Source organism: Mariniflexile sp. TRM1-10, from assembly GCF_003425985.1.
In the GTDB taxonomy this organism is placed as follows: Bacteria; Bacteroidota; Bacteroidia; order Flavobacteriales; family Flavobacteriaceae; genus Mariniflexile.
In genome coordinates this window covers 4,297,167-4,315,862 of the sequence record NZ_CP022985.1, presented here as the reverse complement: position 1 = coordinate 4,315,862, position 18,696 = coordinate 4,297,167, and the positions used below count along the sequence as shown (strand labels likewise).

At 37.1% G+C, this 18,696-nt stretch carries 6 protein-coding genes; all 6 read left to right on the top strand.

Translation table 11 applies throughout. The features are described 5' to 3' along the window. Positions 1-43: 43 nt before the first annotated feature. The 6 genes from CJ739_RS17830 to CJ739_RS17805 all read left to right on the top strand — a co-directional run bounded on the left by CJ739_RS17830 (position 44) and on the right by CJ739_RS17805 (position 18,652). Complete coding sequence (locus CJ739_RS17830) at positions 44-2,575, top strand: heavy metal translocating P-type ATPase (protein ID WP_117177777.1); 2,532 nt, start codon at positions 44-46, stop codon at positions 2,573-2,575. An 820-nt stretch (positions 2,576-3,395) separates the two neighbouring features. Further along, positions 3,396-3,842, top strand: a complete 447-nt coding sequence (locus CJ739_RS17825; RefSeq protein ID WP_117177775.1) for a hypothetical protein — start codon at positions 3,396-3,398, stop codon at positions 3,840-3,842. 322 nt (positions 3,843-4,164) lie between these two features. Next, a complete protein-coding gene (locus CJ739_RS17820; RefSeq protein WP_117177773.1) occupies positions 4,165-5,502 on the top strand; it encodes a beta-helix domain-containing protein in 1,338 nt (445 codons plus the stop codon). 213 nt (positions 5,503-5,715) lie between these two features. Then, positions 5,716-7,101, top strand: coding sequence for a T9SS type B sorting domain-containing protein (locus tag CJ739_RS17815; protein ID WP_236951545.1), 1,386 nt, complete (start codon positions 5,716-5,718; stop codon positions 7,099-7,101). 1 nt (position 7,102) lies between these two features. Further along, entirely contained in the window at positions 7,103-9,793 is a 2,691-nt protein-coding gene (locus CJ739_RS17810) for a PorP/SprF family type IX secretion system membrane protein (RefSeq protein WP_117177770.1), read from the top strand. 594 nt (positions 9,794-10,387) lie between these two features. Next, positions 10,388-18,652 (top strand): T9SS type B sorting domain-containing protein, encoded by an 8,265-nt coding sequence (locus CJ739_RS17805; RefSeq protein ID WP_236951544.1) that lies wholly within the window; start codon positions 10,388-10,390, stop codon positions 18,650-18,652. Positions 18,653-18,696: the final 44 nt, after the last annotated feature.

The window sequence follows — 18,696 nt, the reverse complement described above, 5'->3', positions numbered from 1 at the left end:
AGGGTGTTCCATCTGACAGTTAAAAAACAATAAAAATAAACAGATGACACACACATATCATATACACGGAATGACTTGCATGGGTTGCCGCAGCCATGTGGAGGAAACGCTTTCAAAAGTTAAAGGTGTTTTAAATGCAACGGTCAATTTAGAAAAAGCAGAAGCCGTTATAGAAATGGAGACTCATATTCCCATTGAAACATTTCAAAAGGCTTTAAAAAGTGAGGGATCTAGATATAGTATCCATAATTTAGGAGAAAAGCCCCACCTAACCTCCCCAAAGGGGAAGAATTCATTGAAACACAATAAAGAAGACGCACAAATCTCCAATAATGGAAGGGAGCAAGGGGGAGTCTATTATTGTCCCATGCATTGTGAAGGGGATAAGACCTATGATAAACCTGGAGATTGTCCTGTTTGTGGGATGGACTTGGTAGAAGAAAGGACGGTTGCATCAACAGGCACGCAGTTCACTTGCCCTATGCACCCTGAAATTGTAAAAGACGAACCAGGTTCGTGCCCTATTTGTGGAATGGATTTAGTACCCATGGAAGCAGATACTTCCGAAGAAGACAAAACCTATAAAAAGCTATTGAAAAAGTTCTGGATTTCAGTAGCATTTACAATTCCTATTTTTCTATTGGCCATGTCTGAAATGTTAGACCATAATCCTATGTATGACCTTTTAGAGCAAAAATATTGGAACTGGATTCAGTTTGCATTGTCAATTCCCGTGGTGTTTTATGCTACTTGGATGTTTTTTGAACGGGCTTACAAATCTATTGTCACTTGGAATCTCAATATGTTTACACTCATAGGGATTGGGTCTGGTATTGCTTGGGTATTTAGTGTATTTGCCTTGTTGTTCCCTAATATATTTCCAGACGACTTTAAAACTGCAGATGGAAACGTATTTGTCTATTTTGAAGCGACCACGGTCATTTTAACTCTGGTGTTGTTGGGACAATTATTGGAAGCCAAGGCGCATAGTCAAACAAGCGGTGCCATTAAGGAATTATTAAAATTAGTTCCGTCAACAGCTACTTTAGTTGAAGATGGTCAAGATAAGGTCATAGCCATTGATAAAATTCAACAAGGTAATTTACTACGGGTAAAACCCGGAGAAAAAATTCCCGTAGACGGTATTATTGTAGAAGGCCATAGTAGTATAGATGAATCGATGATTACAGGAGAACCAATTCCCGTTGATAAGGAGGTTGATGATAATGTAAGTTCAGGAACAATTAATGGGACAAAATCATTCATTATGAAAGCTGAAAAAGTGGGTTCAGAAACCTTGCTTTCCCAAATCATCCATATGGTGAACACTGCAAGCCGGTCTAAAGCACCTATTCAAAAGTTAGCGGATAGAATCTCTAAATACTTTGTGCCCATTGTTATTGGCGTTTCGGTGATTACGTTTGTAGCTTGGGCTATTTATGGTCCAGAACCCGCTTATGTATTCGCACTTGTAAATGCCATAGCTGTATTAATCATAGCATGTCCATGTGCATTAGGTTTGGCAACACCTATGTCTGTAATGGTTGGTGTTGGCAGAGGCGCGCAATCTGGAGTATTGATAAAAAATGCGGAAGCTTTAGAGAAAATGGATAAAGTGAATACATTAATTATTGATAAAACGGGAACGATTACCGAAGGAAAGCCATCTGTTGAAAAAGTCATTTCCACAAGTGAACTCAAAGAAGAAACTTTAGTTGAGTTTATGACGTCATTAAATCAATATAGTGAGCACCCTTTAGCAGAAGCTGTTGTGAGCTATGGCAAATTGAAAAATGTTTCGGTTATTAAAGTGAATGATTTTGAAGCTGTTGCTGGAAAAGGCGTTATAGGAACCGTTGGAATGAAAAAAATAGCTTTAGGGAATGCAAAACTTTTAGAGCAATTATCAATTTCTATCCCAGAAGATTTAACAAATAAAGTAGTGAGCGAACAAGAACAAGGAAAAACAGTATCATATATTGCAGTGGCTGATGAAGCCGTTGGCTATATAACCATTTTTGATGCTATTAAACCAACCAGTAAAAATGCCATTAAAGAACTCCAACATTTAGGAGTGGATGTGATCATGCTTACTGGAGACAATAAAAATACTGCTAAAGCGGTGGCAGAACAGTTAAATTTAAAACACTACAAAGCAGAATGTCTTCCAGAGGATAAGTTAAACGAAATTAAAGTACTTCAAGAACAAGGAAAAATAGTCGCTATGGCAGGCGATGGAATTAATGATGCACCTGCATTAGCACAATCTGATGTTGGTGTAGCGATGGGAACTGGAACCGATGTAGCTATTGAAAGTGCTTCAATGACGCTTGTAAAGGGAGATTTGCAAGGTATTGTTAAAGCTAAAAAGCTTAGCCACGGCGTTGTTAAAAATATTAAGCAGAACCTGTTTTTCGCATTTGTTTACAATGTGTTAGGTGTACCTATTGCTGCGGGCGTTTTATATCCATTTTTTGGATTGTTATTATCACCCATGATTGCGGCATTAGCAATGAGTTTTAGCTCTGTATCGGTTATAGCGAATGCTTTACGGTTAAGGAAAATTAACATATAAACGAGTTCATTGTTTTTTAAATGCTTTTGTTACGGATTTTCAGTATCTATTGGTGTCTCAATTTTTTTGTCATTTTGACAGCGTAAGGTACGTGCAACCTTTAGGTTCTGCGTAAGCTAAATCTTGTACTTATGGGATTCATCCTCATTCTTCATTCGGGATGACAACAATTTTTATTATTAAAACTTAACTAACTGATGAGAGTGATTATTATGTCAAACTCACGTTAATAATTAACTCGATTTATCCTTATCTGAAAATCAATCATTTGTATTAACACTGTCTGGTCGAGCCTTTCGTCTTCGCTCAAGATAAACTAAAGTCGAGACCTTATTTAAAGGTATCAAAGTCTAAAAACCTCTCGTAAGCTGCGCTTTTATCTTCAAATAAAAATGTATTTTCATTTTCAATAATGCTCGAGGTGACAGAAATACTATTTTTTAATCATATAATAATCAAAAATTTGCATATCGTTTTATATCGAACTTACGTTAATTAATTGTTTAATGATTATTAAAACAGACATACAAAAAGACATTTGAATACCAATTTGTTGTCATTTAGTCTATTTTCGTATGTCTATATTCTTTATTCTATTTTCTTTTAAAGAGTCTTAAATCTTTAATCGAACGCCAATGACATCAAAACTATCTCATGCTAATAAATTCAATGATTAGCACAACTTATTGCATCTAAAAACTAGCTGTTTATATCAGCTAAAATCATAAAATGTAAAAAACATAATAAAAAATTCGATAAAACGCTTGTTTTTAACGATTAATTACATAGATTTGTTTTTTTTAATCCCTAAATCGTAGATATGAAAACAAAAATTATTCTATTTAGTGTCGTTTTATTTTTAATGGCAGGTGTAAGTTTTGCACAAAGTAAGAACGAACCAAAAAGTATTATTAGTGCAAAAGTAGCTATAAAGAAGTATCATAAAAAGGAAGAATTAGAACGTATGCATAAAGGCGAGTTATTGGACCTTTATATAGAACGCATAGAAGTTTTAACAAAAACATTACCTTATATAGCCTTTGCTACCAAGCCAGGTGTCACAATGGTTACTTTAGGAATCCCTAATGATAATGATAACAGAAAGATATTGGATAATCAGTTTACTTCTACAGATGAGTATATGGAGGCTACCACTGTATTTCATAGAAAAATATTGCCGTATTCAGATACTAGTAAATTGATTTCTGCTATCATATTCTATGAAGAGATTATGAAATCGTTGCATGAGTATAGTGCCTATCATTAAAAATTTCAACACAACTATCTAAATTATATAAAACTAATAATTAATTACCGTATACAAGTGAATCTTGGTTTTCAAGATTCGCTTTTTATCAACTTATAATAAAAATTTCAATTAAACTGGTTTTAATAAACAATATAACTATTTTGCAAGAAAATCTGTTTTTAGTCTATAATATGTGTATTTCATCGATTATTTTAAAAATAAATTTATTTATTTTGTGTATTTCAACGAAATATTTGGTATTTCGTGGAATATTTTATAGATTTGATCATTAATTCGTCGAAAAATCTTATTTAGTTTTTGTAATATAAAAAATGTAACTATGAAAAACTTCACTAAAATAACATTTATATTTCTTCTTATGTTAGGGAATATTTATGCTCAACAGGAAAAAGGGATTATAGGATCCAATAATTGGTTGTACAACTGGACGGAGTTTAAGCCTAGCCAAAAACAGTATGACGAACCCACGCAAATATTGGCGGGAAATATTGATAAAGACACAAAACTACTTAAAAGAGAGACCTACATGTTGTTAGGAAGTGTTTTTGTTACAAACAATGCAACACTTACTATAGAACCAGGAACGGTTATTATTGGCGATTTTGCATCAAAGGCATCTTTAACAATTACTAAAGGAGCAAAAATTATTGCAGATGGTCTGGAAACTGACCCTATTATTTTTACTTCTAATAGAGGTATTAAAAGATCGGGTGATTGGGGCGGATTAGTTATTTTAGGGGATGCTCCAACAAATAAATTTGGTAATGGTTCGGTGGCATCTTTATATAGCGATTTGTCTCAATCTGCATACAGTAGCACCAATTATGGAGGCGAAAATGTAGAAAGTAATTCAGGGATTTTAAGATATGTTAGAATTGAATTTGCAGGAAAAAGAATTAGAAACGATGATTATTTTAGTGGTTTGTTGTTAGCCTGTGTTGGAAATAAAACCATTGTAGAAAATATCATGGTAAGCTATTCGGCAGGTAACTCTTTTGAAGCATGGGGAGGCGATATTTGTTTAAATAAATTAGTATCATACAGATCGAACAGTAATGATTTTAAATTTAATTATGGCGTGCAATGTAAAATAGATAATTCTTTAGCTATTAGATCTCCTTATGTATCTAGCAGTACTGCTGCCAGATGTTTACAAGTGGCATCTTATAATAATAGGGAAGAAGTAGATTTTGCTAAAAAAGCAACCGTAGTAAATGCAAATAATTTGACATTTTTAAATGATAGCGAAAATTTAAAATCGGATATAGAAAAAGGCTTGGTTAAAGAAGCTGTTTATATAGGTCAGAACGCTAAGTTAGATATGAATAAAAGCGTTATTTCTGGTTTTAATCCAGCAGTTATATTAGAAAGTACCATTAATATTAATCAAGAAAGTTTAGAGAAAATCAAGTTTGCCAATATGTATTTCAATAATTGTAAAGGAAATATTTTTGTTGAAAACGATTCTAATAATGAAGATTTAGAAAATTGGTATGGTAATAGCGCCTTTTTTAATGTGTATTCCAGAAGCAATAATGCCGAAACATTTATTGATTTTTCAAATGAGAAAAGACCAGACTTTAGATTGCGTATCAATAAAATAATTGCATCAAAAGATGCTGTCTATGCAAAAGAAGATTTAGGAATAGGTAATTGAATTAATAACTAAATTATAATGAAGTTGATAAAACGCTAGTTCTTTATCTTTCCTGTTACGCTTTGAATTATTTAAAAAAATCTTTTCTAGCCAAGGTTTGCTAGAACGATTAAAGTTTCTAGGAGTTTTATTTACAAAAGAAAACAATATAACATGAAGAACTTTACTTTTATTAACATTCTTGTTTTTTTTGTATTCTTTTTAACTGAAACTATGAGTGCACAAGTAATAATAGGCAAACCCAGTTTGGGTTTTAGTCAAGCTTGTGCGAGTACTTCATTTAATACCTATAACACCACCTTTACTTTTTCACCAGATACAGCCTTAGGAGCAACCAATCAGTTTATTGTAGAACTATCAGATAATACCGGTAGTTTTACAAATGCTACTGTTATTTACACATCAACTCAAGGAGCCGTTACAACTTCACCGGCAACTTTAAGTTTTTCTTTGCCAGATACAACGGCAGGAGAATCCTATAAAATTAGAATTAAAAGCACTGCTCCGGCAGCAACCAGTACGGGTTCAGATGCTTTTGCAGCATATTATAAAATACAGGATACCCCATTTACTATTAATGATTTGATTTCAACAGGTGCTTATTGTGCCGGAGGAAGCTATTTATTAACTATCGACAATCCTGGAACTGGTGATAATGATTCCCCTTTAAAATATCCATCGTTAACTTTCAATTGGTATAAAGTTAATGAAGCTAATCCAACAACATCGATATTTGTAACTTCTGGAGAAACATTATCTGTAAATACTCCAGGAACTTATTTTGCTAGAACAAATTATGGCACTTGTACATCTGAGTCCTATTCAAATCGTGTCACAATTAGTGAAGCAACTTCAGGCGGAACTTCAACAATCACTTCTAGTTTAGGAAATCCATATTGCTCAAGTGAAGGTGCCACAACATTAAGCGCTATTAATGGAAATAGTTATAAATGGTTTAAAGATGGTACCGAAATACAAGGAGCGACCAATCAAACGTATGTAACTAATGAGACTGGAACTTATACTGTATCTGTTAATTTGGGCAATTGTACAACAACAGCAACAATAGATTTAGATAATAGTGGATTCACAAGTAACATAAATGTTCCGGAATTTAATACTTTAGGAACAGACGGAACCTTAGTTGTTACTGTAACAACAGATGCAAGCAATCCAGAATTTGAATGGTATTTTAATGAAACTATTATACCAACTGCTACCAGTAGTAGTTATGAAGCGTCTCAACCGGGTAATTATAAAGTAGCTGTTACACAAACAGATGGTTGTGTGGCGACAAGAGAACACCACTTTTCAATATCTGAGCCATTTCCAGATGTGGAAAACATTCCTAATTTAATTAGCCCGAATAATGATGGCATTAATGACACTTGGGTGATTCCTCAAGTATATGTGGCAGGCACCAATACACAAGTGGTCATATTAAGTTCTCAAGGAAAAGTGATGCTTCAAACCAATAATTATCAAAACAATTGGCCAGAAAACCAAATAGACTTCAATGCTGTAAATCCTGTTTACTACTACATTATTACAACAGCGACCAACAAAACTAAAAAAGGCTCTATAACGGTTGTAAAATAACATGCAAAAACACCTACTGTATATAGTCATTTTTTTGTGTTTATCACAAACGCTTCATGCGCAAGAAAACGGTGTTGTTGCTTTTGCATTGCCTGTTAGAAACTCTTTAAAGTTTAACAAATACACCATAAATCCCACATTTAGTTTTGTCAGGGAACAAAATAAATACCTTAGTTTTACCAATAAACGCCAATGGGTTCAGTTTGATAATGCGCCTCAAGCGTATCTGTTTAGTTATTCAGGAAGGTTTGCCGAAAATTCAGGAGCTAGTATTGGCTTGTTTCAACAAAATTATGGTGTGTTAACCACTTTTGGAGGTGTGTTAAATTATGCCTACAATGTTGTTTTGGATAGAGATAGCAATTTAACTTTTGGTTTGAATTTGGGCTTTTATAAAAGTGGCATCAATGAAGGCAACGTTATTACAAATTTCTCAGATCCCTCGTTAGAAAATGTACCTTCAAACATGCTTGGTACGATCAATCCAGGTATAAACTATGGTACTGCTTTTTTTGATTTTGGCGTGTCTCTAAACAATCTTGTTTCCTATAATTTCAAAACATCTCAAGTTATCGAAGAAAACCCTGAGCAAAGCGTTCAAGCACATGTAATGTACACGGGCTATGTAGATAGTCGCGGTTTTTTTGATAGTAGCAAATTTTCAAGTTTAGTGCGGTCGGAATTCAAAAAAGACCAAACCGTCCTTTCAGGAATTATGATGCTAACAACAGCAAAAGGCATTTGGGGGCAAGCGGGTTATAATACTTTATATGGATTATCCGCAGGAATTGGACTTAATATAACCAGTCAAATTGCCATAGAGTATAATTATGAAAAGGAAATGGGCGACATGGCCACTTTTGGAAATTCACACGAAGTTACTTTGGCATATAAATTCACAAAACGGGAACGCTACAATTATAGTGATGATGATGAAGAAGGCGCATTAATTTCTCCAGTGAAAAAATCAAGAAACGCTTTAGCAAAACGTCATACGACAACAGGAGGTAAAGTAGATAGAAAAGCCATTGCAGAAGCCAAAGCACAGGCTAGGGCAGAGGCACTGGCCAAATTAGAAGAGAAAAAAGCCGCCCGACTTAAATTGATTGAAGAATCTAAACAAGCACAAGAAGCCAAGGCAGAAGAATCAGCTAGGGTTAAACTAGCCCAGGAAGCTCAAGCCAAAGCCGAAGAAGCAGCTAGAATTAAACTAGCTCAGGAAGCTCAAGCCAAAGCCGAAGAAGCAGCTAGGGTTAAACTAGCTCAGGAAGCCAAAGCCAAGGCAGAAGAATCAGCTAGGGTTAAACTAGCCCAGGAAGCTCAAACTAAAGCTGAAGAAGCAGCTAGAATTAAACTAGCTCAGGAAGCTCAAGCCAAAGCCGAAGAAGCAGCTAGTAAACTAGCCCAGGAAGCCAAAGCCAAGGCAGAAGAAGCGGCTAGGATTAAACTAGCCCAGGAAGCCAAAGCCAAGGCAGAAGAAGCGGCTAGGATTAAACTAGCCAAGGAAGCCAAAGCCAAGGCAGAAGAAGCAGCTAGGATTAAACTAGACCAGGAAGCCAAAGCCAAGGCAGAAGAAGCAGCTAGGATTAAACTAGCCCAGGAAGCCAAAGCCAAAGCAGAAGAAGCAGCTAGGGTTAAACTAGCCCAGGAAGCCAAAGCCAAGGCAGAAGAAGCAGCTAGGGTTAAACTAGCTCAGGAAGCTCAAGCCAAAGCCGAAGAAGCAGCTAGGATTAAACAAGCACAGGAAGCTCAAGCTAAAGCCGAAGAAGAAGCTAGGATTAAACAAGAAGAATTAGATGCTGCTTTAATCTCAGTTCCAAAAGATGCCACTGGTATAGCTATGCAAAATTTAACAAAATTAGCTTCAGATTCTAAAATCGAACAAGCCGAATTAATAATCAAATTGAACGAAACCGTAGCTAGTAGGAAAAAAGATCTTCAAGATTTAAAACAAGAAAATGATTTAAGCGAACAAGGTATTTATACAGAACCTAAACCTTTTAAAAGTGTATCAGCTGAAAATGCTGCTTTAGAATCTTTAAAAGTTCAGATTGATGATGTTATAAAAGCCCAAGATATAAAAATCAAGGAATTGGAAGACCTGTATAAAGAGAGACTTAAAAAGGTTCCTAATGCACAGGATAAAATTAACATGATTTATCTGAATGAAATTTCAGTACTAAAAGAAGCCCAAGCGAAAGCGAAACGCTCAAAAGAAACTTTAGTCTCAGAATTGGAAAGTATTAAAATAGCAACCGAAATAGAGCGCAAACGACGTATAAAACGTGCCGCGTATGATAATGAACAAGATCGATATAACAAAGACCGAGAAACACTGAATCAAATAAAACAATTTACAGAAGCAAGTGCTGTGCCGCTTAAGGAGTCAGATTTCGATTTTGGAGAAGAACGGAGCGATAATATTCAAATTATTAAGGGTGTTAGAAATGTAGAAAGCGGGTATTATCTTGTAATTGCAGTGCATAGTGATGTTGCTAAGAGAGATGAATTTTTAAGAAAAGCAGTAGCGGCAGGTCAAAACAATATCAACTTCTTTTACGATGCAGCTACCAGTAAATATTATATTTATTATGATAAATTTGATTATATTGAAGGCGCTAGAAATGCCATGAAATCAAAAGGAAGCACGCCTTATAATGGTAAAATGTCTATGGTGAAGATTGAAAACTAATTAAAAAACTACCAAATTAATCTAATCTAAGTAATTCCCCGATGGCTCTGCCTCGGGGTTTTTGCTTCGCCAGTTTGTTTCACTCATGCCTAATTCACCTTTCCTTTAGAGTGGTCTGAACCATCCAAAAAGGCAGTTCTAGGTGAGGTAAATTAACCCCCTGATCAAAATGAAATAGGCTAAGTACTTGTGTGGCTCTGCCTCGATAGTCTGTTTTAAGAAATTTTTTATTTGTATATTCATAAAAATTAATGTTGACTTCCTGTATATGAATGTTTTGGTTGCTTGTTGATTTTCTCTAATAACATTTTTTGTAATAAATATATTGTTACATTTCAATAATGTGTTTTATATTTAAAATACTACAAAAATAATCATTAATCGAGTTTAAAGTATTATTTAATCGATAAAATGCGTTATTTATGATTTTAATCTACTATTGTTTCAAAATAATTTACGATATTTATATCGTTTAAAAACAATTAATTAGGACAAAATGTTTCAATTGTAGGAATAAAATTGTTCTTAAGTAATTGTTAGCAGTGATTAACATTTCTTTTTACCCCAAAAAAGAGAAATAATAAAAAGTTGTCTATGAAAAAAACTACTTTAACTAACCTACTTGTTTTATTTTTTTTAGCATGCTTTAGCAGTATGTTTGGTCAAAACCTTGTTCCGTTTAATCCAAGATATGATGAAGCCATTAAAGGAGATATGCTTTTAATTGGTAATAGTAACATGGGAGTTCATAGAACAAACCCTTATTCTGGAACCAATAATAATGAAAGTAGTACTAATAGAGACAATATGGTGTATGTTGACATTGATAATGATAACAATACCTTTAACTCTAGTAGTGCTGATTTAGATGTACCCAACGATGTTAGTTGTTATAAAATTGTTTATGCTGGATTGTACTGGAGTTCCGTAGTAAAAGGGGATACACCAATGGCAAATATTAAATTTCAAACTCCGGAAAGTGGGGGGTATATAGATATTACAGGAACAGAGGTTTATTATCAAAACTCTTCGGATAATAGAAACTCCAATACCTATGCTTACTATAGAGATGTAACAAATATATTAACAGCTTTAAGTAATCCTGAAGGAACGTATACAGTCGCTAATATATCATCCACAACATCTGCAATGATGAATAGTGGTACTGGACGTAATACAGAAGGTCTATCAGCTGGATGGTCACTTTTTGTAATTTATGAAGACCCATTGCTGCCAAGTAAATATATCACATCTTTTGATGGGTTTACAAAAATAGATAATCAAGCCCCTAACGATGAGCAAACCTTTCCTATAGATGGATTTCAAACGATACCAATAGGTCCCGTTCGAGCAAAATACGCATTTAGTGCTTTGGAAGGCGATAGAGGATGGACAGAAGATTATTTAGAAATTAATGGCACAAAAATTAGTGCTACAAATGCAAGCGGTACAACCATACGTCCGAATAATAACTTTTTTAATAGTACCGTATCTATTATAGACCCTAATACGAATTCTCCAATGACTTTCACTGACAGAAATCCTACTAGTTCAAATACGTTGGGTTTTGATGCAGGTATTATAAACATTCCCAATGCGGGAAATAGTTTAATAGCAAATGGTGATACCTCAGCCACTATTAGATTAGGTACAAATACAGATATTTATTATTTCTATTTTAGTGCGTTTGCTATTGAAATTATCGCACCAAATATTGTATTGACCAAAATTGTTGAAGATGTGTTTGGAAATGATATAGGTGGGCAAGTTGTAGATTTAGGCGATGAATTATACTATACCATCGGTTTTCAGAATACAGGAAACGATGATGCAACCGATTTAACCATTAGGGATATTCTTCCAACAAATGTTGTTTTTAATTATCCAGCAGATATTGGGGTTTTGCCAACAGGAGTTAGCGTTCAAAGTTATAACCCAACTACCAGAGAACTTATTTTTAGTATCGACCCATCGGTGGTGGAAGAAAACGACCCCGTTTCCGAAATTCAATTTAAGGTAACAGTTGTTGCAACCTGTAGTTTATTAAGCGATGCTTGTTCTAATAATATTGACAACCAAGCCTATGCAACGTATAAAGGAACAATAAATCCTGATTTTACTATTTCTGACGACCCCAGTTTTAGTAGTAATACAGGTTGTTTATTAACTCCGGGTGCTACTAATTTTTTAGCCGATTTAAACGATTGTATTTTTGAAGAGGAAGTCATACTTTGTGGAGCTAGTACGGAATTAACTGCCGGTAGCGGTTATGATGCTTATTCTTGGACAAATGATTCAGGTACTGTAATAGGAACAACCCAATCTATTACAGTTACAGCACCTGGCACCTACTATGTACATAATACAGCAATAGCGCCTTGTCAATCAACCGACCAAGTATTCAATGTGGTTACTTTTGGAGTAGGAGTTACAAATCCTGTTATTCCTTTTGCAGATGAAGTGGTCACTTGTCCGAACGATGGTAAACAATTGCCTAATATTTTCCTTTGTGGTGCTAATGATTCTAGATTTATTCAAACCAATATCACCGATACGTCATCCATTATTTGGGAAAAGTTAGATGAAACTAGTTGTACAGCAGTAACCGAAGAAGATTGTGCTAACGAAAACCCGGACTGTACTTGGAATCAAGTAGGGACTGGACCCAATTTTATGGTGGATACTCATGGGCAATATCGATTGACATTAAACTATACTGGTGGATGTTTTAATCAGTTTTATTTCAACGTATATGAAAACTTATTAGTTCCAACAGTTACTTCAAGAGATATTTATTGTACTACACCTGGTGAAATCACCGTTGGCGGTGTACCAAGTGGTTATGAGTTTAGTATTGATGGTACAAACTACCAAACAAGCAATGTGTTTTCAATTAACACTCCTAATCTTTATTCCGTTTATATAAGACAAATTGGCGTAACACCAAATCCGTGTATATTTACAGTACCCGATGTTCAAATAAGACAAAGGGATTTTACTGTTTCAACAATTATCACGCAACCCTATTGTAATGGAGAAAAAGGAAGCGTCGTATTGGCGGCTAACGATGTACGACCACAGTATTTCTATTCCATTTACCAAGGTGGCACATTAATAAATAGTGTAGGGCCTATAAACGCTAGTGATTACACATTTACTAATCTAAATCCTGGAATATATACTGCAACGGTATCTACAGAGGATGGTTGTACGGAAACTGTGGATATCGAAATTATTGATCCGCCATTGTTAACAGCCACTTCGGCACTTACAACCCCATTAACCTGTACCGATGGTGAAATTACAGTGTACCCAATAGGAGGGACGCCACCGTATTATTATTTTGTAAACAGTACAACGGAATTCCAATCTACACCACAAATTGCGGTAACAGCTCCAGGTGTATATGATATAATCGTTATGGATTCCAATAACTGTCCAGCAGAAACTTCAATAACGGTAGATGCCACTCCTGCACCAGATTTCAATGTTACAAAAACAGATATTTTATGTTCTGATGCAGATGATGCAGGTGCTATTGCTGTTAATGTCACCAATGCCAATGGAAACAGTTTAATGTACAGTATAGACAATGGCGTGACGTTCTTCAACTCGCCAGTATTTACAGGGTTGGCAGCAGGTAATTACGATGTCGTAGTTCAATATGCCATAGGAACAGATGTGTGTGTGACGACACCAGAACCCATAACTATTACAACGGCAACTGCCATTAACGGAACAGCAACATTAACAACACCTTATACTTGTACTACCAATGGTGTTATTACTGTTTCAGATGTTTCGGGAGGGACAGCTCCTTATACCTATAGTATCGATGGGGTAAATTTCCAAACAGGACTTACCTTTTCAGGTCTGGTAAATGGAACCTACACTGTAACCATAAAAGATGCTAATGATTGTACATTTGCAACAGCGCCAATAACCATCGATCCACTAAACCCTCCAACAGATTTAAGTTTTAGCAATACACCTTTAAGCTGTCCGTCAATGACTTCCGATGTAACGGTAACAGCAACAGGTGGTGTTGGTACTTTAGAATATCAAATTATTGCACCAGCAGCATCTGCAACGGCTTATCAAACTTCAAATGTGTTTTCAGGTTTAGTACCAAATACCTATACCTTTAGAGTAAGGGATGCTAATGAATGTGTTTACACGGAATCCTTCACCATTGCTCCCTTGGTTCCAATAACAATGAATACTGTTTTAACTAAAGACTTAGATTGTACGGCTTCACCTGATGCTATCATAACTGGTACATTTTCAGGAGGCGTTGCACCCTTTACTTATGCGGTTTCCATAAATGGAACTGCGTATAGTTTTTTAGGTACAACAGGGTCACCATTCAATTACTCAACTCCAAATAATGGCACATACCAATTCCAAGTAACGGATGCGAATGGTTGTACTGCTGAATCTAGTGTGCAAACCGTTAATGCTATTTCGCTTCCTAATATCATTTCTGTGGTTCAAACACAACAAATTTTGTGTAATGGCGATGATTCAGCTGCTATTCAAATTACAATAGACAATACAGTAGGGACACCACCTTTTGTTATTAATGTGAATAATGATACCACAGGGACTAATTATGGTACACAAACATCTGGTTTAACAGCAGGTACTTATACTATTACTCTAACCGATTCAAAATCCTGTACAGATACAGAAACTATTGTAATAGGAGAACCAGCACCAATTGATGTACTGCATCATCCCGTAGATATTAGCTGTGATCCCATTTTTGGGGTTTCAAAAGGATCCGTTATTATAGATGCTGTTACAGGTGGCACAGCCCCTTACAATTATTACGTAACAGGAACTAATGGATACTCAGCTTCAGAACTTAATTCATCTGGTACAACCTCTGTGACATTTGATGTGGTCGATTTTGGACTGTATCAAATAAACGTCGTTGATGCCAACGGGTGCTCTATGTTAGTTCAAGACGTTTTAGTGGCATCTCCTCCAAATAATTTAGATATTTCGATAAACACAACGGCAGACTGTCTCAACGGTGGAGAAGCAGAGGTAAGTATTGGTACAGCGTTAGCTAGTGCAGGCCCTTTCTTTTTCAGTATTTATCACGGCCCTACTTCTGTATATCCTAATCCACTAGGAACCTGGTTACCAGAAGATGCATTAGGCAGTAAAAAAGCAACGTTTACGGGGTTGGTTCCTGGGGTTACCTATACGTTTATTGTTTATGATGATGCGACTAATTGTAGTTATTACCAAACAGCAACAGCCCCCATTCCAACAAACTCAACATTAACAACCACCGCTTTAACTTCTAATAATATTACTTGTGTTGGAAGTGCCGATGGCAATGTGTCATTTACAATCAATAGTGTCTATGGCGTATCTACTACTGTAAATTATGAAATATGGAATTCCTTATCAACAACAGCAACGGGAATAAATGGGGTTGGTGTGGTACCTGCTGGTGGATCATTGCCCATAACTAATTTGGGATCATTGCCTTTTGGAACTTATTTTGTGTTGATAAGAGAAACTACAGGCCCTAACGCAGGATGTAGTATAGCAACAGTTCCTTTTAATATTACAGAATCGACAATTGATTTAAGTATCAGTGCTACGGTTAATAAAAACGCCAATTGTAATGCCAACTCAGGAGTTATAAGTGCCATTGCCAAAGATGGAACAGCACCCTATGTATATCAATTAACCACATCAGCTACACCGCCTTTAGCAACCGATCCATCATGGGCGTCTACTAATACATTCAACAGGGATGCGGGTAATTATTATGTACATGTTAAAGATGCGTATGGTTGTATAAAAACGACTTCGGTATTAGTATTGCCATCAGACCCAACTCCAGTGATTTCAGCCACATTAAACAATCAATGTACGGCGGTAGAAGGAAGTTTTGTTATAGATGTTGCATTAACAACAGCAGGTATTGCCCCTTATGCTTATAGTATTGATGGTGGTGCTTTTCAAACTAAAACAGCGCCATTTACCATATCAAATTTAGCTTCAGGAAGTCATACGGTAGAGATAAGGGATGCCAATGGTTGTGGTAATTTAGTAACTGTAGATATCATAGAACCGGTAAATTTATCACCAACTGTTACCACTTTACCAACATGTAACGATGATGATGGCGTATTGACCATAACAGGTTCTGGAGGTACAGGTTCTTACACATATAGTATAAGTCCAAGTCCAGCATCTGCCAGCATTAGTGGTAATGTTATTTCAGGATTGCCTTCGGGAAGTTACACCGTTACTATAACAGATGCCATTACTTTATGTACCGAAGATGTTGAGGTATTTTTACCATCAACAACACTTCCAACAATAACTTTAAGTACGCCAACGGCAATTACTTGTTTTGGCGAGACAAATGGTACTTTTGAAATTAATGTAAGTGGGTATACAGGTTCTTATACTTTTGAAGTTTTTAATAGTTCCGGAGCCTCTATAAATGGTGTTGTATCGGCTAATACATCAACCAATCCGTTATTAGTAACAGGCATTCCAGCAGGGAATTACACGGTTGTAATTACGGAAACAGCAAGTCCGTTTTGTTCGGCGACTTCAAATGTGGTTACAATTAACTCACCTTTAAATCCGTTAGCATTAGTAGTGTCTGAAACATCAAATGTTACTTGTGATGATGATAAAGGCACCATTACTGCCATAGCTACTGGAGGTTATGGTACATATGTATACGAATTGACAGGTTCGGCTTCCGTAGCTTACTCACCTAATGGAATTTTTAGAGATTTATCGGCAGGAATGTATACGGTTAACGTAAGAGATGCAGGAGGATGTATTGTATCAGATGATGTAACGTTAACCATTCCTACTCCAATAAATGCCACGGTAACGGCAACACCAACTTTATTGTCTTGCTTTGGAGATAAAAACGCAACAATAACCGTAGGCAATGTAACGGGCGGACAGGGCAGTAATTACACGTACACCCTTAATATGGTGCTGCCAACGGTAACATCGTCGGGTCCACAGACAACGCCGATATTTAGCGGACTGGGAGCGGGAACGTACAATGTTACAGTTACCGATGGCTATAATTGCGAGTTTACAACAACCGATGTGACCATATCAGAGCCATCACAAATTGTTGCCAGTTTAGTAAAGGCAACGTCCCAAACCTGTGAGATACAAGCAACGCTAACATTAAGTGCTACGGGAGGCACGGGAACTTATGAGTACAGCGATGATGCAGCGTTTGGTTCGGTCATCGGTTCGTTTACATCAGAAATAACATTCTCCGTACCGGAAGGTGCTTATAGATATTATGTAAGAGACGCCAATGGTTGTATAGCCGTGGTTTCAAACGATATCATTATAGATCCGCTACCGGAATTAGTTGTGAATTTAGATATTACCAATGCCACTATTAACTGTGCAGGAGATACCACAGGTGTTATCATAGCCGAAGCTGAAGGTGGTTTAGGTAATTATGTGTACACCTTGCAAGACGGTTCTGGAACTAATATACCGGGGGCAACCCAAAACAGCCCCGGAGTATTTACGGAGCTATCAATAGGCACCTACCAAGTACGTGTGGACAGTGGAGATTGTTTGACCACAAGCGCCCAAGTAACAATTACGGAACCGACAGCAGCATTAACGGCCAGTTTTGTTGCGACCGACATCACATGTCCTGGTACTAACAACGGCCGTTTGGAAATTACGGCATCGGGCGGGACCGGTACCATAAAATATGCCATTTCTCCACGATTGGACCAATTCTTTGAAACACCAATATTTGAAGACCTGTCCCCGGGAACCTATCAGGCCATTGCACAGGACGAGCTGGGATGTTATGTGGTTCATGATTTTGTTATAGAAGAACCATTGCCAGTGGTACTTACCATTGTGCCCAACTCCATCATTCCCGAGGCTTGCCAGGGCGATATGGACGGCGAGTTCAGTATTGAAATTTCTGGAGGGACTGCACCTTACAGTGTTGTTTTGGATGATATTAACGGAAGCTATGTTCAGGGCGACCCAGCACAGACACAATTCACGTTCTCTAATTTAGGAGGAGGCGACCATATCGTGTATGTGCGCGATGCCCAGGGCTGCGAGACCGAATGGAACATCACCTTCCCGGAATCGGTACTTATTGAACCCGAGGTTACCGTAGAGTTTGGCTGTACTAATAACACATCAACAAATACGGTTACCGTTACCGTTGACGAAACATTGGTAGACCCGGCCGATCTGGATTACTCATTGAACAACGGCCCTTACCAACCTGGTAATGTGTTCGTTGATGTACCCGCAGGAACGGGCCATACCGTTACGGTCAGGCATACCAATGGCTGTGAAAAACAAACACTGCCATTTGATATCCAGCAGTACGATCCGCTGGCGCTGACAATAGACATGCCCTCGGGAGGAATGTTGAACGAGATCGTGGCCACAGCTACGGGCGGTTCCGGTGATTATGAGTTCACTCTTAATGGCGAATCTTATGGAAGCGACAATACGTTCCTGATTTACGAATCGGGCACCTATACGGTCACGGTGACCGACAGTTACGGCTGTTTTGCAACGGCTTCCGGATACTTTGAGTACGTGGACGTGTGCATCCCGAACTATTTTACGCCGGCCACCGAGGGCTGGGGCCCTGGGTGCGCTTCCCAGTACGGCCGTTTAACGGTGGATATCTTTGACAGGTACGGCCGTAAGGTAGCGACCCTCCGGGTAGGCGATAAGTGGGACGGGAACTATAACGGCAAAGAGCTTCCGACCGGGGATTACTGGTACGTGGTGAGGCTGAACGACCCCAAGGACGACCGTGACTTTGTGGGGCACTTTACACTCTATAGATAATGGAATGGGCCATAGCGGAGTGGCCCTCTAAAACAACAAGAACA